This is a genomic window from Lysinibacillus sp. FW301-JW8 (assembly GCF_058788755.1).
This window is the reverse complement of sequence record NZ_JBYTBB010000077.1, coordinates 1-24,318: the sequence shown is the minus strand read 5'-3', so window position 1 is coordinate 24,318 and position 24,318 is coordinate 1. Positions and strand designations below refer to the sequence as shown.

At 32.6% G+C, this 24,318-nt stretch carries 26 protein-coding genes and 1 pseudogene; 16 read left to right on the top strand and 11 right to left on the bottom strand.

Annotated elements, in window-relative coordinates:
- Nucleotides 1-121 precede the first annotated feature (121 nt).
- Entirely contained in the window at nucleotides 122-253 is a 132-nt protein-coding gene (locus AC3WOM_RS23145) for a hypothetical protein (RefSeq protein ID WP_492448510.1), read from the bottom strand.
- A 429-nt stretch (nucleotides 254-682) separates the two neighbouring features.
- On the opposite strand from AC3WOM_RS23145, the gene AC3WOM_RS23140 reads away from it, so the two are divergent.
- The 4 genes from AC3WOM_RS23140 to AC3WOM_RS23125 all read left to right on the top strand — a co-directional run bounded on the left by AC3WOM_RS23140 (nucleotide 683) and on the right by AC3WOM_RS23125 (nucleotide 3,738).
- Nucleotides 683-1,450, top strand: coding sequence for a class I SAM-dependent methyltransferase (locus AC3WOM_RS23140; protein ID WP_492448509.1), 768 nt, complete (start codon nucleotides 683-685; stop codon nucleotides 1,448-1,450).
- A gap of 723 nt (nucleotides 1,451-2,173) precedes the next feature.
- On the top strand, nucleotides 2,174-2,656 hold the full coding sequence (locus AC3WOM_RS23135) for an RNA polymerase sigma factor (protein ID WP_492448508.1): 483 nt from the start codon (nucleotides 2,174-2,176) through the stop codon (nucleotides 2,654-2,656).
- Between the two features lie 4 nt (nucleotides 2,657-2,660).
- Entirely contained in the window at nucleotides 2,661-3,323 is a 663-nt protein-coding gene (locus AC3WOM_RS23130) for a zf-HC2 domain-containing protein (protein WP_492448507.1), read from the top strand.
- Between the two features lie 259 nt (nucleotides 3,324-3,582).
- The gene (locus AC3WOM_RS23125; RefSeq protein WP_162832712.1) at nucleotides 3,583-3,738 is read left to right on the top strand and encodes a hypothetical protein; all 156 of its coding nucleotides are present in this window, start codon (nucleotides 3,583-3,585) and stop codon (nucleotides 3,736-3,738) included.
- Between the two features lie 71 nt (nucleotides 3,739-3,809).
- Here the strand turns inward: AC3WOM_RS23125 and AC3WOM_RS23120 are convergent.
- Nucleotides 3,810-3,985 (bottom strand): annotated as a pseudogene (locus tag AC3WOM_RS23120) (IS1595 family transposase); the annotation flags it as partial.
- Nucleotides 3,986-4,274: 289 nt separating this feature from the next.
- On the opposite strand from AC3WOM_RS23120, the gene AC3WOM_RS23115 reads away from it, so the two are divergent.
- Nucleotides 4,275-5,162 (top strand): AraC family transcriptional regulator, encoded by an 888-nt coding sequence (locus tag AC3WOM_RS23115; RefSeq protein ID WP_492448505.1) that lies wholly within the window; start codon nucleotides 4,275-4,277, stop codon nucleotides 5,160-5,162.
- Between the two features lie 330 nt (nucleotides 5,163-5,492).
- Here the strand turns inward: AC3WOM_RS23115 and AC3WOM_RS23110 are convergent, their stop codons facing one another.
- Nucleotides 5,493-6,185: a hypothetical protein gene (locus AC3WOM_RS23110; protein WP_492448504.1), complete on the bottom strand. Its 693-nt coding sequence runs from the start codon at nucleotides 6,183-6,185 to the stop codon at nucleotides 5,493-5,495.
- Nucleotides 6,186-6,851: 666 nt separating this feature from the next.
- Between AC3WOM_RS23110 and AC3WOM_RS23105 the strand changes: the two genes are divergently transcribed.
- From AC3WOM_RS23105 to AC3WOM_RS23095, 3 genes are all read left to right on the top strand, one after another.
- Entirely contained in the window at nucleotides 6,852-7,412 is a 561-nt protein-coding gene (locus AC3WOM_RS23105) for a GNAT family N-acetyltransferase (RefSeq protein WP_492448502.1), read from the top strand.
- 658 nt (nucleotides 7,413-8,070) lie between these two features.
- Entirely contained in the window at nucleotides 8,071-8,571 is a 501-nt protein-coding gene (locus tag AC3WOM_RS23100; RefSeq protein WP_492448501.1) for a DUF4275 family protein, read from the top strand.
- Nucleotides 8,572-8,725: 154 nt separating this feature from the next.
- On the top strand, nucleotides 8,726-9,247 hold the full coding sequence (locus AC3WOM_RS23095) for a general stress protein (protein ID WP_492448513.1): 522 nt from the start codon (nucleotides 8,726-8,728) through the stop codon (nucleotides 9,245-9,247).
- A gap of 426 nt (nucleotides 9,248-9,673) precedes the next feature.
- Here AC3WOM_RS23095 and AC3WOM_RS23090 read toward each other — a convergent pair whose 3' ends face one another.
- The 6 genes from AC3WOM_RS23090 to AC3WOM_RS23065 are packed head-to-tail and all read right to left on the bottom strand — an operon-like array spanning nucleotide 9,674 to nucleotide 16,148.
- Complete coding sequence (locus AC3WOM_RS23090; protein ID WP_492448500.1) at nucleotides 9,674-10,828, bottom strand: hypothetical protein; 1,155 nt, start codon at nucleotides 10,826-10,828, stop codon at nucleotides 9,674-9,676.
- On the bottom strand, nucleotides 10,818-12,149 hold the full coding sequence (locus AC3WOM_RS23085; protein ID WP_492448512.1) for a F390 synthetase-related protein: 1,332 nt from the start codon (nucleotides 12,147-12,149) through the stop codon (nucleotides 10,818-10,820). The genes AC3WOM_RS23090 and AC3WOM_RS23085 overlap by 11 nt, the downstream gene beginning before the upstream one ends.
- A gap of 22 nt (nucleotides 12,150-12,171) precedes the next feature.
- On the bottom strand, nucleotides 12,172-13,008 hold the full coding sequence (locus AC3WOM_RS23080; RefSeq protein ID WP_492448499.1) for an MBL fold metallo-hydrolase: 837 nt from the start codon (nucleotides 13,006-13,008) through the stop codon (nucleotides 12,172-12,174).
- Nucleotides 13,001-13,999, bottom strand: coding sequence for an NAD-dependent epimerase/dehydratase family protein (locus AC3WOM_RS23075; RefSeq protein WP_492448498.1), 999 nt, complete (start codon nucleotides 13,997-13,999; stop codon nucleotides 13,001-13,003). Before AC3WOM_RS23075 ends, AC3WOM_RS23080 begins: the two co-directional genes overlap by 8 nt.
- Nucleotides 14,000-15,160, bottom strand: a complete 1,161-nt coding sequence (locus AC3WOM_RS23070; protein WP_492448497.1) for an ATP-grasp domain-containing protein — start codon at nucleotides 15,158-15,160, stop codon at nucleotides 14,000-14,002.
- Nucleotides 15,150-16,148: a beta-ketoacyl-ACP synthase III gene (locus AC3WOM_RS23065; protein WP_427542147.1), complete on the bottom strand. Its 999-nt coding sequence runs from the start codon at nucleotides 16,146-16,148 to the stop codon at nucleotides 15,150-15,152. The genes AC3WOM_RS23070 and AC3WOM_RS23065 overlap by 11 nt, the downstream gene beginning before the upstream one ends.
- A 392-nt stretch (nucleotides 16,149-16,540) precedes the next feature.
- Here AC3WOM_RS23065 and AC3WOM_RS23060 point away from each other — a divergent pair, with 392 nt between their 5' ends.
- The 4 genes from AC3WOM_RS23060 to AC3WOM_RS23045 all read left to right on the top strand — a co-directional run bounded on the left by AC3WOM_RS23060 (nucleotide 16,541) and on the right by AC3WOM_RS23045 (nucleotide 19,458).
- On the top strand, nucleotides 16,541-16,741 hold the full coding sequence (locus tag AC3WOM_RS23060; RefSeq protein ID WP_427542144.1) for a hypothetical protein: 201 nt from the start codon (nucleotides 16,541-16,543) through the stop codon (nucleotides 16,739-16,741).
- Between the two features lie 245 nt (nucleotides 16,742-16,986).
- A complete protein-coding gene (locus AC3WOM_RS23055) occupies nucleotides 16,987-17,460 on the top strand; it encodes a GNAT family N-acetyltransferase (protein ID WP_492448496.1) in 474 nt (157 codons plus the stop codon).
- 182 nt (nucleotides 17,461-17,642) lie between these two features.
- Nucleotides 17,643-18,125: a hypothetical protein gene (locus AC3WOM_RS23050; RefSeq protein WP_492448495.1), complete on the top strand. Its 483-nt coding sequence runs from the start codon at nucleotides 17,643-17,645 to the stop codon at nucleotides 18,123-18,125.
- Nucleotides 18,126-18,732: 607 nt separating this feature from the next.
- Complete coding sequence (locus tag AC3WOM_RS23045; protein WP_492448494.1) at nucleotides 18,733-19,458, top strand: metallophosphoesterase family protein; 726 nt, start codon at nucleotides 18,733-18,735, stop codon at nucleotides 19,456-19,458.
- Nucleotides 19,459-19,499: 41 nt separating this feature from the next.
- Here the strand turns inward: AC3WOM_RS23045 and AC3WOM_RS23040 are convergent, their stop codons facing one another.
- Together AC3WOM_RS23040 and AC3WOM_RS23035 are read right to left on the bottom strand one after the other, a co-directional pair.
- The gene (locus tag AC3WOM_RS23040; RefSeq protein WP_427542132.1) at nucleotides 19,500-19,802 is read right to left on the bottom strand and encodes a hypothetical protein; all 303 of its coding nucleotides are present in this window, start codon (nucleotides 19,800-19,802) and stop codon (nucleotides 19,500-19,502) included.
- A 151-nt stretch (nucleotides 19,803-19,953) separates the two neighbouring features.
- Complete coding sequence (locus AC3WOM_RS23035) at nucleotides 19,954-20,958, bottom strand: nucleoid-associated protein (RefSeq protein WP_427542129.1); 1,005 nt, start codon at nucleotides 20,956-20,958, stop codon at nucleotides 19,954-19,956.
- Between the two features lie 402 nt (nucleotides 20,959-21,360).
- Between AC3WOM_RS23035 and AC3WOM_RS23030 the strand changes: the two genes are divergently transcribed.
- From AC3WOM_RS23030 to AC3WOM_RS23015, 4 genes are all read left to right on the top strand, one after another.
- Nucleotides 21,361-21,723, top strand: a complete 363-nt coding sequence (locus AC3WOM_RS23030) for a BlaI/MecI/CopY family transcriptional regulator (RefSeq protein WP_427542126.1) — start codon at nucleotides 21,361-21,363, stop codon at nucleotides 21,721-21,723.
- A 10-nt stretch (nucleotides 21,724-21,733) separates the two neighbouring features.
- The gene (locus tag AC3WOM_RS23025) at nucleotides 21,734-23,023 is read left to right on the top strand and encodes a M56 family metallopeptidase (protein WP_427542123.1); all 1,290 of its coding nucleotides are present in this window, start codon (nucleotides 21,734-21,736) and stop codon (nucleotides 23,021-23,023) included.
- A 419-nt stretch (nucleotides 23,024-23,442) separates the two neighbouring features.
- Entirely contained in the window at nucleotides 23,443-23,856 is a 414-nt protein-coding gene (locus tag AC3WOM_RS23020) for a YugN family protein (protein WP_427542120.1), read from the top strand.
- A gap of 166 nt (nucleotides 23,857-24,022) precedes the next feature.
- Nucleotides 24,023-24,193 (top strand): hypothetical protein, encoded by a 171-nt coding sequence (locus AC3WOM_RS23015; RefSeq protein WP_427542117.1) that lies wholly within the window; start codon nucleotides 24,023-24,025, stop codon nucleotides 24,191-24,193.
- The last annotated feature ends 125 nt before the right edge of the window (nucleotides 24,194-24,318 follow it).

The following is a 24,318-nucleotide window of genomic DNA, read 5'->3' as shown; positions in this document are numbered from 1 at the left end:
ACGCGCAATCCGCAGCACTATAAAGAGACAATTTTACTAGAATGCAATGCCGAATGGATTCAGTATGGCTCTTAGTCGAGCACATGTTTTGGTGAAGAGCCATAAAAAACAGACAACTTTGTTAGTTATCTGTCTCACAATCTGAATTGGACTGTTTAGCTTGTTCAATGACTTCCTCAAAGGCTGCTTTAATTTCCTCAATCGTATAACCAGCTTCCAGTAATTCTTGAGTTGTTTGTTCTAGTTTGTTCATTTTGAAATCCTCATTTATATTTTATCTATCTCCAACATTAATAATATTGAAGTTTACTAGGAATATCAAAAGAGCCGTATTTGTAGGGGCGTATAGTAAGGCTGTAGAGCGTTCCGATAGGAAGTTGAGTAAATCATCTTATAATAGAAGAAACTCCTAATAAAGAGCGTCTAGTGCCTTTCTATAATTGGCTTAATGAACGTGATTGGCGTACACAAATAAATAGTAGACCAAACATAGATAATTGGCTGGAGTGGTAAATGGAAATAGTTATCCATATAAAAATTAAATGAGGTATTATTAAACTAGGAAGCAGTTTAATTAAATAAGATATAACTATATTTGAACTATTAATTTCAATTGTTCTATAAGGGCATTTCATTTTCTTGTATTAATAGTGTGGTAACAATATATTCGGAGGAAAATAAATTGGATAAACGATTTATATTTAATGAGGATGTAGGGAATTACGATAAATGGAGACCAACATATTGTGATGAATTATTTAAAGATATTTTGAATTATTCTCAAGTAGAGTATGGCAAAAAAATTATTGAAATTGGAATTGGCACAGGTCAAGCGACAAAACCTTTTCTGGATAAAGGCTGTGAATTAACGGCAGTCGAATTAGGAAAAGACCTTGCAGACTATACTAAGTTAAAGTTTCGAGAATATGAAAATTTCAGGGTACATAATTCAGCATTTGAAGACTTTGTGTGTCCATATGAGAGTATAGACTTAATTTATTCAGCTACTGCATTTCATTGGATTCCAGAAGAAAAAGGTTACCCTCGAGTCTCCAAATTATTAAAAAAAAATGGTACACTGGCATTATTTTGGAACAGACCATTTGTATCACGAGAAAACGATGAATTGCATAAGCAAATTCAAGGAATATACCAAAAATATAGACCTTCCAATACTAAAATAATAGAAAATGACACGAAGAAATATAACAACAGGTTTAAGACCATTGAATCTTATGGATTTAAGGATGTAGTGTTTAAGTTATATCATTTAACTCGAATATTTTCTTCGAATGACTACATTGCATTATTAAATACTTATTCTGACCATAGAAGTCTGCCTTATAATACAAAAATAATGTTAGAAAAAGAGATTAGAGAAGCGATTATAGATTTTGGGGATAAATTAAAGGTATACGATACGATTGATTTATATTTAGCAAGAAAATGATTTTTTCTTATTAAACTAACTAGGTGCTTTAATTAAATCATCCTTAAAAAGACCACTCCGTGAAGGGTGGTCTTAAAAGTAAGGTAAACAAAAGGTAAACATTATAGCTGCAAACCATTGATATATCAAGGTTTTAGTATGTCCTCCTGGGACGTCTAAAGGTTCAGATAGAACAAGTTTGAACCAAGTGAAAAGCGCTTCAAATCCTTTAGTATCAAGGGTTTGAAGCGCTTTTCCTTTTTTTGAGAATACGTTTTAAAAAAGGATAGAAAATGAAAAGTTTCTACACATTTTCTACACAAAAAAGGTATTACTAAGTCGTTTCGTGACTGTTATTGAACTAAGCCGCAAAAAGGTTAAGTGTAACTATTTGCATACAATTAGCCGAGCAGACTTCAAGGCAACCCATATTTCATTAATTTTTATTAATCAATCAATTCTTTTTTAATCATTTAAATAGTGTTCCTAGAAAGGGCAGTTTAACGATGATAATTTATAATGTAGGATTATAAAAAAGTTTGATCATTTGTATTAAAGTTTGATTAGTCGTTTGAAAAGTAATAAATGTATTTATAAATGTTAGTTAATTTATTCAACAAACGGGTCATTTAATTGAATAAGTGAATATCTGCATCTGTTATAAAATTTTTTTAAAATGTTGTAACGAAATCAATAATTTTGTGATACATAGGTGAATGGCCAGACGGAAAAGGGAGGGTGGCAGTGGATAAGGACAATATATACCAAGATTATGGGGATTTTATTTTTAAATACTTGTTAACTTTGACAAACAACCTTGATTTAGCAGAAGAGCTAACTCAAGAAACATTTTATCAAGCGATTAAATCCATTAATAACTTTCACGATAATGGTAAAGCCAAGTTTTCCACGTGGCTCTGTGCAATTGCTAAAAACATATGGCTGCAAGAATTAAACCATAAAAATAAAAACCAACAATTGAAGGACTCACTAAAAAGTGAAAGCACAACATTTTACGACTTGGAAGATGAGTATATAAAAAACGAGGATAAAGTTATGTTTTTTAAAAAGGCTCATCAACTCAGTGAGGATAAACGAGAAATACTTTATTTAAGATTGTTGGGTGACTTATCGTTCAAAGAAATTGGTTCAATATTTGAAAGGACAGAAAACTGGGCAAGAGTGACTTTTTATAGAGCAAAACTTGAAATCAGAAAGGATGAGTAGGGTTATGAAACATAGTGTATTTAAGGATTTGGCTCCTGCTTATATTGATAAATTAACAAGTGAAGAAACAAACGAACAGATAGAAAAACATATGGATCAATGTGAAGAATGCCGAAATTATTTAAACAAAATGAAGGGAGATTTATTTTCAGAAGATGAAAATGAGAGAAGAAAAGATAAAAGGAACATTGATTATTTCAAAAAGGTACGCTCCAAAAATAGAAAAAAGATCTTAGTTATCGTATCATCACTACTAGCAATGTTTCTTGTTCTGATAACTGCTTATTACTTTGTGTTTGTAAATATGTGGCAAGCAAGTTCAGGTAATGTTGAAACAAACATTCAGAGTCAGGGCACGATGGCTACGCTCTTATTCAAAGCAAAAAAGGACAATCATTATATAATTTTAACAGATGCAAAAACAGATGAGGGATATACACATACTATATTTGTGTATGAAAAAAGGAACGATTTCTCTACCCCAGCAGAACTCTTAAAAGATGGGAGTGGCATTTCTTTCACATTTGCAGATGAAAACACATTATTACTGTACAATGGGAAGAAGAAGAAACTAACGGATGAAGATAAGGTAACTATACAATATAAAGATAAAACCGATGTAATTCCTATAAAAGATTTATATGATAAAGGTAACGATGCTGAATGATTTAAAAATGGGATAGAAGTTATACTGCAAACGGGCGCATTTCTTTAATAAGGAATGTGAAGAATTTATCGGGCACAGAAATGTCCAAAGTGCTGCTACGATCTTTAAATTTAAATGTTGTTTTTATCTAGTAAATATGAACCCTCACAATCATTTTTCCTTATTTTTACAAATGTCTTTTTGTGGTATTAATATATATTTGAAACTAAATGGTTAAAGTAGTCGTATAAGGTATTATAGATTAGAGGAGGTCGGAAAAATGGATTATACTAAAATCTATAATGAGGAACTGATTGCCTTAGTAAAAGAGAAAATAAAGTCCGTCGGTGAAATTAAAGCGGTGAAGTTTGTGAGAGAACAAACAGATATGTCCTTAATACAGGCAAAAAAATTTGTAGATTTTTGTAAAGAATAGACATAAAAATTAGAGTCACTAAACTGTGGCTCTAATTTTTATTAAAAGTATCTTCAATAGTCATTGAACTACTAAATAATAAACTTCGACAGACGTAAACTACGATATGTTTCTGTCATTTTTTTGTGCTTTCATTGCTATGACTATCTACAAATAAAAACCGCGCTAAGTAATTATCGAGGTATTTAGAATCAACACCTTTAAAAAGATTTATCCAATGTTTTAAACGTGAATGTAGTCCGTTCACAATAAAAAATGGTTTAAAAAAAGAAAAAGAGATTTTATTAAACGAGAAAATTGTTAGTATATATACTGCCTAAAATAGATATAGAAATATATGAGAAAACGCTATTAATAATAAAAAATAGTTATTCAACAATCTGGCGCGATTCTGTAATAAGGATTAGCTTTCATTAAAGGGTCATTTAATGGAATAATATAAATTATTACTTATAGGTACCCTACATAATTGTGCACGAAATATCGGATGGGTACATTCAACTCCTGCTATTCTTTTGATAAAGGAGGTCACATAAATGGATTTGCTTAAAAACATGAATGGAGCATTAAAGTATATTGAAGAAAATCTTACTAATGAAATTGACTTCAAAGAAGTAGCTAGGATAGCTTTCTGCTCCGAATATCATTTTAAAAGGATGTTTTCCTTCCTTGCAGGTATTTCCCTATCGGAATACATTCGTCGCAGACGGCTTACTCTTGCAGCATTTGAGCTTATAGATAGTAGCGTAAAGGTTATTGATATTGCAATGAAATACGGGTATAACTCACCAGATTCTTTTACACGAGCTTTTCAAAATTTGCATGGTATAACACCTTCAGAAGCTAGAAATAATGGCCATTCACTTAAAGCTTACCCACAAATGACCTTCCAGTTATCAATCAAAGGAGGAAATGAAATGAACTATCGTATTGAAGAAAAAGAAGCATTTCGCATTGTTGGTATTAAAAAAAGAGTGCCTATTATTTTCAGGGGGGTTAATCAAGAAATTGCTTCAATGTGGGAAAGTTTAGATGATGAAACGATAAATAAACTAAAAAAACTTTCTAATGTTACGCCTTTAGGACTAATTAGTGCCTCCACGAACTTTTCTGAAGGCAGAATGGAGGAAAAAGGAAGGCTTGATCACTATATTGGAGTAGCCACAACAAAAGAGTGTCAAAATAACCTTGCGCAACTTGAAGTTCCTGCCTCAACTTGGGCTATTTTCGAAGCAATCGGACCATTTCCAGATACGCTACAAGATGTGTGGGGGCGCATTTATTCAGAATGGTTTCCATCCTCAAATTATGAACAAATAGAAGGTCCAGAAATTCTATGGAATGAAGATAAAAATGTAACCTCACGAACTTTCAAAAGCGAAATATGGATACCAGTTTTAAAAAGTAATAATAAATCTAATTGAAAATTTTGAATCATTAAGTGAATTATTTTATCGTTTAACTTTTAGACAAGAAGAAGCCACATTTTGTTTACTTCTTGATATTAGTTGAGAGAAAGGTTCTTATTCTACAATCGGGCGCGATTCTGTAATAAGGATTGGCGCTCGTTTTCATTAAAGGGCCAGATTGTTGAATAACAACTTTTCATGAAAGATTACCAAACGACGCTTTGGGAACCAATACCACATAGTAAAAAGCCATTTTAAAACACTCAAAATGGCTTTTTACTATGTGTGGTTATACGTTTTAATAAATGGCTTCATCCATTAGATATAAAACTTATATTTCACATGCTACCCTACCTGCGCCGCCTCAAAAATACGTTCAAATTCATTTTGTCGTGCGAGTTCAGCTGGTGTTGCTTCATAACCCCAACTACCATTTATACTTCTCATCACGACTTGCCCGCCATAGTTTATTTCATAATCGTAGCCACCGCCTGTTCGATGAATCGGTGTAATACTTGCGTTGTGCATCATTTTTCTAGTCTCCGGATCTAAAGTTAAATCTAAATCAACCGTAATTAAATAGTCGACTAATGTTAATGGACGTGTATGTTTTGGTTGTTCTTCCTCCACTTTTTTCGCTACCTTTAACGCCGCTGCGTGGAGTGCTTTACGGTCAGGTGATACGAGTGATGTGTACTGTACCCTCAATTGAATTTTCTTCGCCCAAAATATATCCCATTCCTCTTTCGTGCCTGTTTTCTTATCGGGAATATTACGTGCGAGATCCTGAATTTGTGCCACTAATTGTTCTTGGGACGGTGTTTCCATGCCCTTTGTTGGAATTAGGTTCCAGTTCGGGTGTGTAAATGTATTCGGCACAAATTTTTTTACTTCGTTTACGGAATAGCCCCATAGCTCTTGTCTATTCGCCGGCGTATAGCTATCAAGCTGTTCTTGGGCGTTTGTTCGCTGTTTTACTGTATCTGTCTTTTGTATAGTAATCGTTTGAGGGATTACCTGTGACTGTGTAATTTTCATTCAATACCTCCGAGTAAAGTTTACTTATTACTAATATCGGAAATTATTGGTGATTTGTAATTTTTAAAGATAAATTGTGGACCTTCGATGAATAGATATTATTATACAAATGCATTCAAAATAACGTTCCCAAATAAAAGTTTGGAAATACATCAAAAAGCCACAAAATGTTGTTAGATCAACGTTTTGTGTTTTTTCTAATGAACATTATTTATACAGCGTTTTATGCAAGGGGTGCAAACATTACAATAAAACATTCATGTGCTTCGTGCTCCTAACCCATGCATTTTTTCAGACAATAAGGGCTGCGAATAAAATATGGCATTTCTTGTTGTCCTGAATAGAATAGGCACGTTCAAGTTTGTTTAATCCAAAGAAAAAACTTTCAATTGCCCAACGAGATTTAAAGAGCGGATGTTTAATCGTTCCATATTGTGCAGGGGAGGTTATCGAAGAAATAGCTAAAGATTTACTTGTTAAATAATTGGATTGAAAAAGTTGCTAAATTTATATACAATTCAACTATATCATAAGTAAAGGGAGATGAACTCTTGATGGCATGTATTGTGTTAGAAGTTTTAAAAGGATCAATGAAGCAAAAAATTAGCAAGGGTTCAGTAGAATAACCCTTACTGCTGTTCCCTGCGTATTAATTGAGGGATAAAAATGATAGAGCATTATATTGAAAATTTTCTAACAGGTGATAAAATCGTTTTACGTAAAATTACAAAAGATGATTATGAAAATTTCTATGGAATTGAAGATGTGGTGGAAAGTCGATTATTAATGAATGACGGGATTCCATTTCCACCAACTAAAAGTGACCATGAAAAGTTTCTAAGTGAAGTAAATCCTGAAAAAGATGAATATATATTCGGGATTGAGCTGAAAGAAGAGAAAATCTTTATTGGGACGATATCTGTTTACTCAGTGAATTGGAAAAACAGCTCTTGTCATGTTGGCGTTTCCATTGGGACCGCATACCAAGGGAAAGGCTATGGAACAGATTCGATGAAGGTATTGATCGACTTTATATTCAATTATATGAATTTAAATAAAGTGAAACTTCAGGTATTTAGTTTTAATAAAAGAGCAGTTGCTTCTTATGAAAAATGTGGGTTTTCTTTGGAAGGGACTTTAAAAGAAGAACTATTTAGATTTGGCAGATTTTACGATATTTATTATATGGGATTGCTTAGAAAAGATTGGGTTACTTTACAGAGTTAAATATTGTTCAGTAAGCAAGTAATAACTTAATAACAAACATTATTAAAGTGTCCTCTTTTGAGGATGCTTTTTCTTTTGCACAAAAGTAGGTGAAACGCCATTATTCACTAATACAACGGATATGGATAAATTGTTAGAATCGTTAACTAGTGATATTAGTAAAAAAAAAATTTGTCATGGTCAACGTTGAAATTATAATCAATTAAGCAGTGTATCAATACGCAGAAGCTGATGGGGAGCTTTGCTATGAATATTAAAGAAAGTGTACTGGCAGTTGCTAAGCATTAAGAGCCGTATTTGTAGGGGAATATAGTAAGGCTGTAGAACGTTTAAATAGTAAGTTGATAAAGTATATGGTGAACCATCATTAGATAATTGGCTGGAATGATAAATGGAAATAGTTATCCAAATGAAAGTGTTATGAAGTATTATTAAATTACAAAGTAGATTAGTGGAAGTATGGTCTGATAGGAGTCATAAGATATGAAGCGATTAGTATTTAGTTGATTTTATTGGCTATGTGTTTTTTAACTACAGACTCACCAGGTTAGAGTGTTATCGAATTATTAAAATAACAAAGCAGGGGAGTTGAAGAAGTAATAAAAAAGTTCGATTTTTATAAAAAACGGATTTCTATAATTCGTTATTGGAGGAAAAGATGATTAGAGATAAAATTGATAAAATCTTAGACTGTTTACCAGAGGAAGAATTAGAAAATGTTTATTGGTCAATAGTTTTTATCCAAGAAGATTATAAATTTAAACAAAACTTACGTGAAAAAGGTGTAGTCATAGAATTAGTTAATGAACCAGAGAAAATTTATGATTTTTGGGATAAGACATTCGCACAAAATATTAGTAAAGAATTAAAAGAAGAAATAAATTATGAACAGTTTAAATGGCATATTTTCAGTTATGAGAAGCAAGAATGCTTAGAAAAAGAAGTTGCCAGAAAAGCATTTGATACTTTATCTAAACAAGAATTTTATGTAATGTATCAAGGTTCACCAATAATATTCCTTTATACAAATGCTAATGAAGTGATATCAAGGGATTTTGATACTCAACAAGATGTATATATATTTGATAAAAACTTTACTTGGACATATGTTCAGACACATGAATCAATGTGTGGTCCATATCTTTATAAGATAAATTGAAATTAAGATTTACAGTGGCGGGAACAATTTTGAATGTTATTACTGACTAACTAAGGGCATAGTTTTCTTATTGTGCTAATGAGGGCTTTACTTAAATAAACCATACAAGATTATTCCGTGATAGGGAGTTTTTTAAAGAGGGAGGTATGAAAAAATAGGTAAGAAAAAGTTGGAAAAGAGACTGTCTTATTTATATTCAGGAGAATTATCTGCGACAATTTTGTTTATTTTTGTTAGTTATTATGTTGATAGGGCTTTTCCTAATTTGCAATTATATTCACTGTATTCTTTTTGGATATCATTTTTTCTTTTAGAATTTCTTTTACTGCAAGGGACTATTTATTGGTATTCGAAATTAAAGCGATTAAGATTTGAAAATATGTCTATGACACCTGTATGGATAGTTAGACTATTAAAACGCTTAAAATTAATTAATATTATCTTAGTTTTTGTTTCAATTGTTATGTTCGTAATTGATTTCGTGCAATTTTATTCTTCGCTACCTATAAAAGGATTGATAACTGCAGCTTTTATTTATATTTTTGCAGTTTTGGAATTTATCAATTACTTTTACATTCAACTTTCATATGACAATATCTCTGATATTAAATATTTATTGAAAACAAAAAAACTAAAGCAATCCTGTATACGTAAAGATTTTCAAAGAATTTTATAAGTTAAGATATATACTAACCAATTTACTATTTGACTAACGAATGCTTCGTATAGAGGCTGAGTTAAGTGATAAAAAAGTCCGAAAAGCAATGGATAATGCAAATCGAGAGAATATTCAAAAGACGATTGTGCTTGGTGAAAGTGAATTGACTAAAAAAAGGAAATTTTTCTTTATTTTGAAGAGATTCATTTTGACGAAAATATATAAGGGTAACATGTAACTTTTGGTCTTCATAGAATCACGATTAATGAAGAAGAAATAAAACTGTTCTCCTTTTATTTAATTGTTTATGTAATTTAATCTGTACCATGTATGTTCGCATGTTTGCTTGCTTTAGAAATGAAAATGTTCTGGAGTTAGTTTGAAATTGCCGAGGTTGTGTAAATCACACAACCTCGGCAATTTCATTTTTCTAGTTTTTAGATTTTATAATTCTAGCCTTTCAACTAAAGGGATTCCAATTTTCTTAAGCAAGAAAGATAAAAGTTTCCAATAACACCTTTTATAGAAGGGAAGATGGTTGACGTAGAGGGCTGTATATTCAGGTGTTCCTACACCGCTTCTAGCCTTTTTAAAGTGACCAGCGCCTGCACTTTGATGATATAAAAATTTATTGTCTAGAGCTAATGTTGTGTTTAAGTGTCTCAGAATTCTATAGAGTTGGTATTTCGGAAATAATGAAAGATTGTAACCGTAAATCGGATTTGTCATCATATTGCTTAACACAAAGGTTCCAGAAATAGCTTCTAATTGACCGTTGATTTTAACTCCTTGAAAAATGAACAAATTCTTTTTCAGCATCTTTTCAATGAATGTATAGGTGAATTGTGGGTTTAAATCAGAGTACTTTTCTATATATAATTGATGATAAAGCTCAACGATTCTTTCAATATCTGCTGTTGCTAATTCTTTATTAGAAACAATCGTCATATCCTTGGTTAAACATTTCTCATCATGTTTTCGTTTTTTTCTTTCACTTTTAGTAGGTGTATTTAGTCTTTCGTTCGTAGATATGTAAATATAGCGACTAGGTAATAAAACAAACCCCTCTTTTTCAAACCCCTCCATCATATTTTTATGACAAATTTCATTTATAGATCGAAAGCCAAGTTGGTGTTTGGGAAAATGTTTAATCAGCAACTCCCTTAATATAAAAATTTCCTCTGCTGTTAAAGACGTTATTAGGTTTGTGGAAAGGCAATAATTGTTAATATAAACGATTTTATTCATTTCCATTTTCTTTGCTATATAGCCAAATTGATTAATAATAGCTTTAAGAACAACTCTTAACGGTTTTGAAGAAATAAAGCGCAATTCTTCCTTTGCATAGGAAATATAATGCGTATATGGTGAACAAACATATGAATTTTCGTAGGTGCTGTCATTGATTGTACAGGGTATTAATTTACGTCCAATTGCTGCAAAAAAAATGTCTGTTTCTACGTTTTGGATATAAGCTGCTGTGTCAGTAATCATATCTTCGAAATACTCTTGTAAAAATGCTCCGTTTTCATAGAAATGCCAATCTAATTCATGCATATTATTGTTGTTAAATAGAGTGCCTTTATCATCATTCAGCATTTTGAACAACCTCTTTAACTGCCATTTTATTTTCAATCCGTTTCAGTTTTGTTAATTGGTCTTGTTCTTCATATGGATTGAAAGTGATAAAAGGGCAGTGGTAGTTTTCTTGTAAATAGACCATTAAATTTGCTTGAATGCTTTGTTCAGTTTCTTGTCGTCGCTCTTCATCAAACACTAAACATTGGACCTCGATTTTATTTTCGCTATGTTGAATAACTCTATATTCTTTTAGGTTTTCCGAAGCGGTAATACAAGCTCGTCGAATAAAATCAGGAAAAACGTATGCTAGATGATCATGGTGTCTATCTTTTAAAATAAATAAGTCATCCATACGTCCCTCAATTTGTTCAATCGCCAACATTGAAGAGCCACAAGGGCAAGGCTCGGATTTTATTGTGAGAATATCGTTTAAACGATAACGAATAATGGGCTGTGTACGTCTTCTAAAATCAGTGATAATCGGAAAAAATTTCGTTTTCTCCGAATTTAAGAATTCTTTTTCGATATAAACGATATCTTCATTTAAATGAATCGTTCCATGTGAGCAAGAACATCCTAGGAAACCCTCTGTACATTGATAGACTTGATGAACCTTTTGTTGAAATATATTTTCAATGAATACTTGGTCTAAAGGGTCCAAAACTTCTGCCATTGTAATAATTTTGATAGGTTGTATGGCTAGTTTATTTTCTTTTACAGCTTGAGCCAAGCGTCTAACAATTGAAGGAGGTGCTGCAATAATCGTTGGTTGATAGGCATTTAATCTTTTTATATGGGATTCAAAGCTATCTAGTAAATCAAAAAATGAAAATTCTATTTTTTTATTATTTACAGACTCATACAAATTGCTGTTTGCACGTAGAAAGAAGGCAATTTTTTCTTTGTTTTTAAAACCATTAGGCAGCAATTTCGCCAAAATCGTCCCTGCCCAGGCTGTTTGTTCTTCTTCTGAAACTAAGAAAATCCCTCTATTTCCAGACGTTCCAGATGATAATCCTACAGTAATATTACCGATTTTTGGGGAAAAATCTCGATTTTCTTCAGCATTTAAGGCAACCCCGAAAGCCTCTTCTTTTAAAACGCCTTTTGTATTAAGGGCATTGAAGTGATCCATCATTATTTGTTTATCCATAAAAGGATAGTGAGTTATGTCATTATATGCTTTTAACTCCAACTCTCTATAATAGGGTGAATGTTTATTTATCCATAAAAGGTGTTTTTGTAATTGCTTGCTCTGCCATTGTCGAAAGGACTGTGGTGAGTATTTTTGTATGTGTTTCACTTTTAAATAGTTTTGTAGAATTTTAATGACCTTCATCATTTTTAACCTCTTCGCCTATTTATTGAAATGGTTCTTCGCAATGAGTAGGAATAATTTTAATTTTTTTGTCCAATGAATGCAATTGCACCATTTTTTCAAAGTTTTCTTTGTATTCTTTAGCGTTATCCATAATTATATAGGCTAATTTACTAGGAGGACGATTCTCCCTATAGCCAACACTTCTCCAAACAGCATCCGCGATTAAAAAAATGGTTTCCTTTTTGTCACTTTCAAAAATCAAGCCAAATTGCCCTTTTGCATGCCCTGATAAATTAATGGCAATACAACTCCCATCACCAAATATATCAAAAAGAGGTTTTTGAAAAATGTCAATAATTGTGTTGATGGATGGATTACCGATTTGAGTTATTTTTGAATCTTCTATAAAAGAAACGCGTTCTTCAAAATCAGCAGGTAATAGATTGGGGATATAGGCAGATAATACAGCACCTATATCTTTTTTTTTTTTTATTGAAAGATAGGCTTCTTTAGAGCAGATAAATTGACTGTTAGGAAAATCTTTTAATCCACACATATGATCGGCATGGAAATGGCTCAAAAAAATATATTGAATATCATCCGCAAAAATGTTTTCTTGCGCTAGTTGTGCTAGGATGCTGTCTTCGGGCTTTATATAGACAGGCGTGATCTTAGCATATATGGAATAAGGGAATCTTTTCGTTTCTTCATAAAAACGCTCTGTATACCCAGTGTCAAATAAAATATAGCCTTTATTCGGATGTTTTAATAGAGCAACCATAGCAGGAAATTTCATCTCATAGGATGCTTCTCCTTTTAAAGCTATTTTTGCATTATGCGTACAGTACCCTGTATGAAATAATTTATAGCTAATCATTTTGAGTTTTCCACCATTCTGCGAATAGATGGATCCCTTCTTCAACAGAAATGCGTGGTTCATAGCCTAAATCTGTTTTAGCGGCATCTATATTTAAAGTTTGAGAGTGAGCTAATACTGTCACCGTATAAGGTGTGATGATAGGTTCCTTTTTAATCTGGAAGATTCGATATGCTTTTTCTAAAAGATTAGCAACTAGTAATATACTATTGTATTTCAATTCTTTTTTCCTCATAGGCTGGTTCAGCATATTAAAGACTTTTTCTAGAATTTCGCCTAAATACACTGGCTCACCATTTGTGATGTTATATTTTTTACCAAAGGTTTTTTCATCCGAATCTAGACAAAGACATAAGACATCTACAACATTTTCAACATATGTAATATCTGTTAATACCTTTCCCTCGTTTATAAAGGGTACGCCAGATTTTTGATTGGCCTTGATTAATCTAGGAATTATGGCATTATCACCAGGACCAAATAACGCGCGAGGCCTTATGGTGATGGTAGCTAACCCTTTTTTAAAAGCTTCATCGACCACCTCTTCGGCTTTTCTTTTTGTGTCAGCATAATAGTTTATTGCAGGATTAGGCAATACACTGTCTTCTCTAACATCTATTTTGGATCGATCTTGCAAATTAAAATATATACTCGGTGTGGAAACATGAACAAACCTTTTTATATTGTGCAAAAGGGCAGCATCAACCATGTTTTGTGTACCGACTACATTAGATGTATAGAAATCCTCGTATTTACCCCAAACAGAAGAAAGTGCTCCGCAATGGATAACAACATCTTGGTTCTGCATAGCATTGAAGATCCCTTTTCTATCCTCTAAAGAAAGGGAAATAAATCGGACATCTTTAGGAAGTGTTTTTCCAATTGTTTTATTACGTCCAATAGCAGTCACATTAAACCCTTTAGCAACGAGCCTTTTTACAACATGCTGTCCTAAAAAGCCTGTTGCCCCTGTAACCAAAATATTACTCATTTAAAAATTCCCCTCCTCTCCATTCCATTCGATATCCAAGGTACTCATTTGATAACTAGAGATTTTTCTTCTCTTCGCTTCCTTTAATAAATAAAAAAAACTACTTATTTGGCCAAAGAACGGCTTCCTATCTTTTGAATTCCATACAATATCCTTCCCTTTCGCCATTTTACGAATTTGTTTAAAGAAATTTTTCGAGAGCAATGTTTGTAGCATGGCTAAGCCTAACATGGTTGTCTCTGTCCCAATAATATAGGAAGCAGTGTTATTTTCGTGCTTTTGAAGAGGAAAGAGACAAATACCGCTAGTTGTTCTAGGGTTGCATTCTATTGGGTAAAATTCTCCCTTGTTCGTCATAATTAAATCAAATGCAATTTGGCCAGTATATTGGTATTTTTCAATGTAAAGCTTCATGAATTCTTCCAATTTAGCATTACGAAAAGGCTCAAAATAAATGGTAGCACCAAGCCCAACCTGATCATTTGTTTGATAAGCGCTATAGTATTTCAAAAAGCCTTTGTCTGCTATAGCATACGTACAAATTTGTATACCCTCGATTTTTTCTTGGATAATCCAAATCGTTTTTTTTACATATAGATATTCAATTATTTCATGCTCTTTCTTAAAAGCAACTTCAGTTCCAAATCTTGAATAAGCTGGCTTACATACATATTCATGGCTTAAGTTAATGTGGTTAGCTTTTAGAATACTGGCAATCTCTGCTTTAGAGTGAATAGTAGTTGTATCGATTACTACAGTAAAAGGGGCAGTTATATATTTACTAAAAAAACCACTTAACGTGTTGATAAACAAGCCTTTATGGTGAAAGACGTTAATTTTTTCTAACGGTTCGCAAAAGACCCGACAATATTGAGAAAGCTGTTCATAGCCATAGGCAATATGAAACACTTCTTCACAGGTTGGTATTAATAAATCAATGTTGTTTTCTTGAATGATTTTAATTAAATCTTGAATATAGGCATCACGATTTCTTTTAGGTGAACAAACATGAAAGTTTTTTTCAAATAGGTTAGAGTGCATACATAGGTGCTGAGGTAAACTTTCAACCATAAATAAGGTCTTGCCTTGCTGCTTTAACAAACGGGCAAAATAATAAGTGGCAGGGGCACGCCCGCCTGTCAGTAGAATATTAGTATTCAAATACAACTCCTCCGATAGAAAGTCCTGCCGATGTTCCAATAAGCATAATTTTATTTCCGCGTTGGATTTTATTTTGCACAATGGCTTCATGTAAAGCTATTGGAATACTTGAGGCAATCGTGTTTCCATGATTATGAATAATGTTCATGAACTTAGCCTCTTCGATTCCCAATTTATTTCTTAAAATTCTCATTGCCATACCGCTTGCCTGGTGTGGGACAACTAAATCGATATCATCCATTGTACAATTAGATGTAGCTAATAATTTCTCCATAAAAGCGCCAATATTTTTGGAAGATAATTTAAAAACGGATTTCCCATTCATATCAAATAAAAAGTCGGTTTCATGTGCCTTAGGATTAGTAGGATGTAATTTTGTGCCTCCACCTCTAATTTCGGTATTATGTGCTCCTTCACTAAATGTTTCCATATGACCAGATAGTACTTTAGAAGTTTCATTTTCAGGTGTTTTTGTGATGACGACAGCAGCAGCGCCATCTCCAAATAAAATGGCATTTTCTTTAGCGTCCCAATTTAATCCTACTGAGGCAATATCGCTAGATACTAGAAGCACGTTTCTATATCTTTCACAATGTATTAAATAGGAAATCGTATCCAATCCTGTGACGAAGCTTAAACATGTAGAGTTAATATCAAAACAAGGAATTTTAGAATCACTTAAACCTAATTGCTTTTGAACGAGTGCCGCGTTACATGGAATAGGCTGTTCCATTGTTCCGCTAACACTTACAATACAATCAATATCTTTTTTATGTAAACCCGAAGCTTTAATCGCTTCCATTGCTGCATAAGTCGCCATTTCAGAAGCTGTTTCATTTACAATGAAAGACCGCATAACAACACCTGATTTTTGTTCTACCCAACCTGCTTTTACCCCTAATAATTCATCTATTTCACGCGCATATACTTTTTTACTTGGTAAATATTTTCCTGTACCTAAGATTTTCACGTGTCTTATTTGAGACATAAATATTTCCTCCCCTCTTAAGTAAAAAAGTTTACGCTACAAACCAAGAAGAGTAAAACCCATTTTACTGGTAATATTTACGGAATCGATAATTAAGGGAGATGTGCTGTATAACTAAACGAAGGGAATTAAGTTCGTATGGTGAAAAGATGCTCATAAGAAATTTAAGTATAAGGGGAGGTTTTTAGCATGCATTTATTTTTGCATGCTTCATTTTCATTTGTAACATTTTTTTGTGTGTTTTTAGGATTTCTTTTAGATTAGAAGAGCGATAACGAAGCAGAAAAGGATTAGCTTCTTTTTATTCTTCCTACCTAAGATTACTTTATAAATTAGTATAGTTTATATGAAAAATGGAAAGAAATATGTGTAAATTGTAGGAGTTGATAGCTATGGAATTTTATAAAGATGTAGAAATTTACTGTTACAGCTGTCGTAAAAAGACTATATTTACATGTAAAGATATGAATGGAAAAAAAGGCGTAGACAGTCACTGTAGTGAATGTTCAGTTATTTGGTTTGAATGGCAAAACCGAGCAGTGGAGAGAGAAATGGAAAAGTGGGTTGAATATAACCAAAAACTTGTAAATTAACTTATTTCTATTTTCGATATTCATTAGAGGCTGCCATAAAAGTTCATTTCGATGGACAGCCCCTTGTATATTTAATTAAACGTATAAATATCAACAAAACAATGTACATCTTAGTCCGGATATAGTCTATATAAAGCTTTTATTCACGAATATTATTTAAAATTTCGTAAATACAAGTAATAGGAGGTAAGCATCATAGTTCCCTGCTATAATGTACATAAAAGGGATATTTTTGGGGTCTAACGTTGGTCATTAATATTTGTACCGCAACAAATGAGGATTATTTTGCTTTGAATAATCTTGTAAAAGAAGGGCATGAAGAACATGTAATTGAAGAACCAACTGTTTTCAAAAGTGTCGGATCTGTTATGCCTGAATCTTATTTCAAAGAACAGTTTAAAGATAACAACAGTAATATTTTTGTAGCAAAGAACAATGAATTAGTTATAGGTTTTGCTGTAATCAGCATTGAATCTTCTCCAACCTTTCCATCTTTGGTTCAGCGTAAATATGCTTATATACATGATTTTGGTGTAAAAAAGGAAATTCAAAAGCAAGGTATTGGAAAATTGCTATTTGAAAGTTGTAAAGAATGGGCAAAAGCAAGAGGAGCTTTATCTATTGAATTAAATGTTTGGGACTTCAATACAAATGCAATTGAATTCTATAAACATTTAGGGATGGAAAGTATAAGTAGAAAAATGAAGATAAATGTTTAATTTGGATTAGAATGTTCAGCTGATATTGACTCATAGATTAACAATTTATTTCACTGAATATTTTACCAATGAATAAAAGCAAGTCTTCCAATTGTCCTAACTTGAAGTAAGGATGCTGCAAAGCGTGGAAAGTTGTGAATGATTGATTTTTCATAATTTAATTAATTAAAAGGAGTTTATTTATGGCTATATTAAAGGATCATTCTAGCAAACCCAGTTGTGAAGTTGAAATAAAATTAAAATTAGTTAATGATGGGAGTGTAAAATTTCGTATTGATTTTCGCACTGGTCCTGCTTTTCCAGAGATACATACAGAAATCTCTTGCTTAAAAAGAGATTTTCTAAAATTATTAGATGATCTAAAACAAATTGATCATACACATCTAAGTATGCTTGAACCCCATGATCCAGGTTTGTGTATTTATCATATTCCTGAATATGGTACCTATTATTATCCTGAGTATGGACTGTTCCAAGCTCCTGAACATGAAAGAGAGGAAAATGAGCCTCGTTTTAAATTAATTTTTGTATTAGATGCAAAGGAAAAGAATAATTATGGTTTAAGAGAATGTGGTCCAGCGTTATGTCTAATAGTAAAAATGGAACAAATTAATCAGTTTGTAGATAGCTTGAAATTGGAAGTAACTAATTTTTCAAATATATAAATATGCATTTTAAAAGTGAGTATAATATTATAAAGGTATTAAACTTCTGATACTTAGAAAATAATAAATCAATGCATTTATCTTTATTCAGCAGAATACTCCCACCTCTATAGGTGGCGAGATGAATGCGATTTTTTTCCTATTCAGTGGGCGTACAAACGCCCGCTGAATCAAGATAAAGCCCCTAGCGGATGTCACGGATTTTGAAGAGGAGCTTTTCGAGCGAGCTCGAAAAAAATCCGGACGCAATTACGCTGGGGCGTAATTGATTTTTGTTCAGTATTTGTTTAGTACGATGTAGTATGCTATTTATGTAATCTTGTCAAAGTCTTATTTCTAGAAACAGCAGAGGGGACTAGGTATTTCATTCATTTTGAACCTAGTCCTTTTTGTTGTTTCATTTTATGAATTGTGATTTCGTTAATTTTGTTGGATCAGGTACTTATTGTATGAGTACCTGATTCATTTGTATAGAGTCATTCTAATCCATTAGTGGGAAGGAAATATGAAGTAATGTAGTACTGATAAATGTAAGATTTTGTTATGATATAAGAAAGAGTGAGCCATAAGAAAAACTACCAATCCAATTCAATAAGGTGGGGAAATTATGAAAATAGCAGTTTTATCAGATATTCATGGCAATAAAGATGCATTAAAGGCGGTATTAGCGGATATACAATACCGAAATATTGATTGTATCTATAATTTGGGGGATATTCTGTATGGGCCACTTTTCCCGTTAGAAACATATGACTTACTAAAGACGATGGACATAAAAAATGTTAGTGGTAATTGCGATCGTATGTTGTTACAAGCATCATCAGATAATCCAACTGCGCAATATGTAATAGATATATTGGAAAATGAGCATAAAAATTGGTTAAACAATCTGCCATTTTCCATTCAGACAGAAGATTTTTATTTCTGTCATGCCTCTCCAGAAAGTGACGAACAGTATTTATTGCATGATATAACGCTCAACGGTGCAATTTTTAAGCAGCCACAGGATATAATGAATCTAGTCAAGGAAATTCCACAAAATATCATATTTTGTGGTCATTCTCATTTACCAGCCATTGTTTATTTACCAAATGGCAAAGTTATAGTTAATCCTGGAAGTGTCGGTTTGCCTGCATATGAGGAAGATGAACCCTTCTATTATAAAATGGAATCGGGGACACCCTTTGCTAATTATACAATTGTGGAAAAATGTGATGGTAGATGGATTTTTGAGCAGATAAATATTACTTATGATGTGACAGATGTTATAAGGCAAAGTGAAAAACTAAAGAGACCTGATTGGGCACGAGCATTAACATTTGGACATGTTTAGAAAATCAAGCTGCAAAATCATTATTTGCAGCTTGAGCGGTGCTAATTAGATTTTAAAGTACGGTCTTTTTCTATAAGTGCTTTGAACAGATTTTTCTTTTGAATAAAGAGAATAACGGAAGCTTGAATCGTCATGGCTACTATTAGCAAGATAAAGTGTGAATTGTGATAGAAGAAGAAGGACATAAAATAAAAAATCGGTGCTGATGATAAGTATGAAATATATTGATTTTTAGTGACCACATAGATAATAGTAGAAAGGCAAGTTGTTACTAGTAGAAGCTCAAGTACAATTCCAATGGAAGCGCTATCCATGTAATATTGTAATTCATCAATAATCGCCATATTTAAACCCCCTTATAAAGTAATTAAATTGTAACATATTAACAATTGCGGGTGTGCTATTTTGTGGGAATTTTCTATAAAAAATACTCCTATTAGCTAAACGCGATTTGTCTACCTAATAGGAGTATACTGTTTTTGTTGAGTTACCTGATTAGATTTCTTCTTGAAAATAAATTTTATAATACTTGCGATTTGTGGCTTCATCATAGCCTACTTCGATTAGCTCATCTACCTGCTCGATATTTTGTACATTGACCTGAATTTCAATATTGGAATCAAGCTTTATTTTACGTTTATATTTCTTTTCGGCTTTTTCAAGTGCACTTTCAGAAATGATCGTTTCATAGGGTTTTACAGAATTTATAATTATATCTCTTTGTGTGGAATCGGTCTTATCGAATACCGTTTCGATATATTCATTAACTTGAAACTCATCTTCATTTCTAAAGTAATCTAGCGTTTTATTTAATAACCCCAGCTTTTCTGTATTTGAAAAATTGTCCTCTTTAAGAATATACTTTTTACATTCTGTTAACGCCAAATTCGTTTTGTGATAATGCTCATCCGCTGCCTTAATCTTTAAAAAGCGTTCCTGCCAATAGACAACATCCTCTTTTCTCTTCGTTTTCATAAATACAGCAGGTACTTGCTCCTCACCCATATCCACGATGATGACCATATTATTGATTTTCTTTACATTAATGCCGTCAATACCATGGATAATCATTTTGTTTTGATCGTTCTTAACATCTAAAAACATTTCTTTCTCATCAATTTTGACAATGGCAACAATTTTTTTTGCTTCATTCATGAAGAAGCAATTGTCAAACAAGCCGATAAATAATTCACCGCTTTTAATATTAGGATGCTGAGAGACACTATGTAAATGTGTGGCAATGTTTTTGGATTGCTCAAGAAAGCTTTTTTCCTCTTTGAAAATAGCACTTACATATGTAAATACCTCATTTAAGGCAATATCAGTTTCATGAAAAAATTCATATTGCTGCTCTAAATCGATTTTGCTAAATGCTAGTTGTGTAAAAGCTGCTTCTAGCATGACCTCGGGTTGTGTAAATGCTTCCTCACCTAGCACAAGTGAGTCACTTATAAAATGGATGATATACTGTGCTAATTTACTTTCACTGACTTCTAGCATATTTCTTCACCTTCTATTTATTCAATGTAGATAATATACCTAAAGAAAGTTAAACAAGCAAATGGATTATAATTACAATGTATTAAAAGCAACAAAAAAACTGATGTTTCGGGATTTAGCTATAGCTTAAGAATTAAATATCCAAAAGTGTAGGAAAAGGTTAAAAAGAATTGGGATCAAACCTTTGGATATACGAGGTAAATAAAAATGATTATAGATCAGGCGATTAACCGCATTGTTCTATAGTCTTTTTGTTTTTTTGAAATAAATGGGACTATACTAAAAATCATTATCAATGTGGACTTAAGAGGATAGATAGAAAAGATTGACTTACATTTGACTATTGTGATAGTCTGAAAGTGTCGACAGACTATTGCAATAGTCAAAAAAGGAGTAATGCATATGCAAGTAAAACTTTTTGATTCTGAATTAAAGGTAATGGATGTTTTATGGAGGGAAAAAGAGCAATTAACAGCAAGTCAAATTGTAAAAATTTTAAAAGAGGAAGTAGGGTGGAATCGTAATACAACATATACAGTCATTAAAAAATGTATAGAAAAAGGGGTTATTGAACGACAAGAGCCTAATTTTATTTGCAAAGCTCTTATTTCAAAGGAAGAGGTTCAAGAGCAGGAGACATCAGAGTTGATTAGTAAGCTTTTTGATGGCTCACCAGAGCAATTTTTTTCTGCGTTTATTCATCATAAGGGACTTACTAAAGATCAAATAACTGAATTGAAAAAAATAGTGGATGAATACGAATGAGGTGATGAATTTGGATTTAGTCCGTATGAGCCTAACAGCAAGTGTAATGATAGTGATTATATTAGTTCTCCGTAAAATGATGATTAATAAGCTTCCTAAAAGAACTTTTCATATTTTATGGCTTGGAGTGCTTTTTATCTTACTAAATCCCTTTACTATCACATCACCAATAAGTGTGGAATCACTTTGGGATTTAATTATAAAGAATGTTGGTACTACCCAGCAATATTTTATGTATGAGATAGATAAAGAACCTCAACTGGTAAATAAATCCTATTCACTTGGGCTCCATCATTGGATATGGTTAGCGGGAGTTTTAGTAATTGCAGGATATTTCACAATCCAATATAGGGCGAGTATTCGTATTTTTCATACAGCACTTCCATTGAATAATAATCCTGTATTAGATCAAATGCTGAATAAACAAAGCACTAAACGCCAAATTGAATTTTTTTACAGTGATCAGCTTTTTACACCAATTACCTGTGGGCTACTAAAGCCAAAAATTATTTTCCCAAAGAATTTTGACTTTAATAATGAGCAAAAATTAAATTTTGTACTAACACATGAGATCGTTCATATAAAACGCTTTGATACATTATGGAAGCTGCTGTTGCTGTTTGCTTTATGCTTGCACTGGTTTAATCCATTTGTTTGGATCATGTATAGATTTGCAATTCGTGATATAGAGCTTTCCTGTGACGAACATGTTTTAATGAAATTTGGATATAACAAACGCAAAGAATATGCACTGACATTAATACAGGCTATTCAGCCAACTAGTCAGCTTCACTCATTCTATAACGCATTTAATATGCATTCAACAAAAGAAAGGATTGAATCTATTATGAAATATAAGAAGGCAACGCTTACCACTACGTTAATGGGGCTTGCATTTGCTGTTGGAGTTACGACTGTCTTTGCAACAACAGCTCCAAGTAAAGATATTTCCTCAAAGCCCTCTGATTCAGCATTGGTAGCACAAAACACACCTAAGCTAATAGAAGAGAACAACATAGAAGCTAGCGATAAAAGTAAGAAACAGGATCAAGTAGGTGAAGCTAATGAAGCTTTAAGGAATCAAGAACAGGAAACACCTATGCTTCAACCTGATGCAGAGGCAAGAGTTGATGCGAATGGAACTGTCACGATAACAGATTTACGAAATGGAGAAGAAATGGTGACAACAATAAATGCCATTCGTCAACAGGGAGGATATTATTACCTAAAGGATCGAAATGGTCAGGAAAGCGGTTTGAAATTGAAATTAGATGAGGATTTATTAATTTTTGAAAAATAATAATAGAGATACAAATTATAAATATTAGGGCTAAATAGTCGTCTCGAAACTTCGAATTCTTACAAGGTTTCGAGACTTTTTATAGGGTATTTTAGCGGTCATATTCATAGTCATAAGGTACATCCTTGCTCCCACAGCCTGCAAGAAGAAACGAGAGAGAAAGTAATAGAATCATACTAACTACAAATTTTTTCATTTCAGTTAACACTCCTTTACATAAATGCTTATTTAAAAAGGCAGATTGTTTTTCACTTTACAATTATAGTGTAATTGGATTGACTTCATAAGTACATATTTATCCCATATCAATTAAGCCAAGGCGAAATTGATTTTGATGTCGACCACTTTTTACTAGTAGAGTTTGTAATTCTTCTTTTTGGGATAGACTTTTAGCGAGTAATAGGAAGGAGGGTTCAAAATTGTTACAATTTGATTCAAAGATAGTGGGAAAAGAAATTGGCTTTGGCTATTTACGTGATAAAATAGAGGGTCGTGGATTTACCATTGGTGGTAACTGGGAGTATTATAAAGGAAGCTTTGATACGGTATTGTGGAAAGAGGGCGGAGAGACAATTTATTTACGTGTGCCTTTTATTGTAACAGAAGGAGAGCTGGATAACGAAGATGCCAAAATACGCTTTCAAAGCCCATTTGTCATCAAGCATGTAGCAAATGTTGGCTTAGATTATGATGAGGGCTCTTTATTGGATGCTTCAGGAGTAAGCCAATTTCAGACACCGATAGACAAGGATGCGCACATTCATGATAAAAGTAGATGGATAAGTGCTGGTGAACAGGTTGTGGAAAAAAGAGTGCTTCCATACTTTCATTAATATAGGGGATGGACTTAGATATATAATAATATCTCTTAGCATCGTTTTAAGTCTTTTATCCTTCATTAAATTTAGTACGTAATAATCAAAAAAGAAAATTTAATTGTCAGAAAAAATTACCAATATTATAATAGAGCTAATTAATACTACTAAATGAGGTGAGTTAATGGGAAAAGCAGCTAGTGATGATTTTCTTCAATCATATCAAAAATTGCAGCAAGAACGGCTCATCGATCGAAAAGAAGAATATTTAGAGGTGCTGGAAAAAACAAAGGCTAAAGGCGAGATATTAGATTTTGATTCCTTAGTAGATATAGTAGAAGAGACGTCTAAATGACGTCTCATAGTGTTGAAAAACTAATTGGTCAAGGGACTCTTTGTGAATACTACTAAGTCAAATGAAGGTGATTTCCGTTCCAGGCTACTCGCTTTCCTGTGGGCGAGCGACGAGCCGCTTCCTGC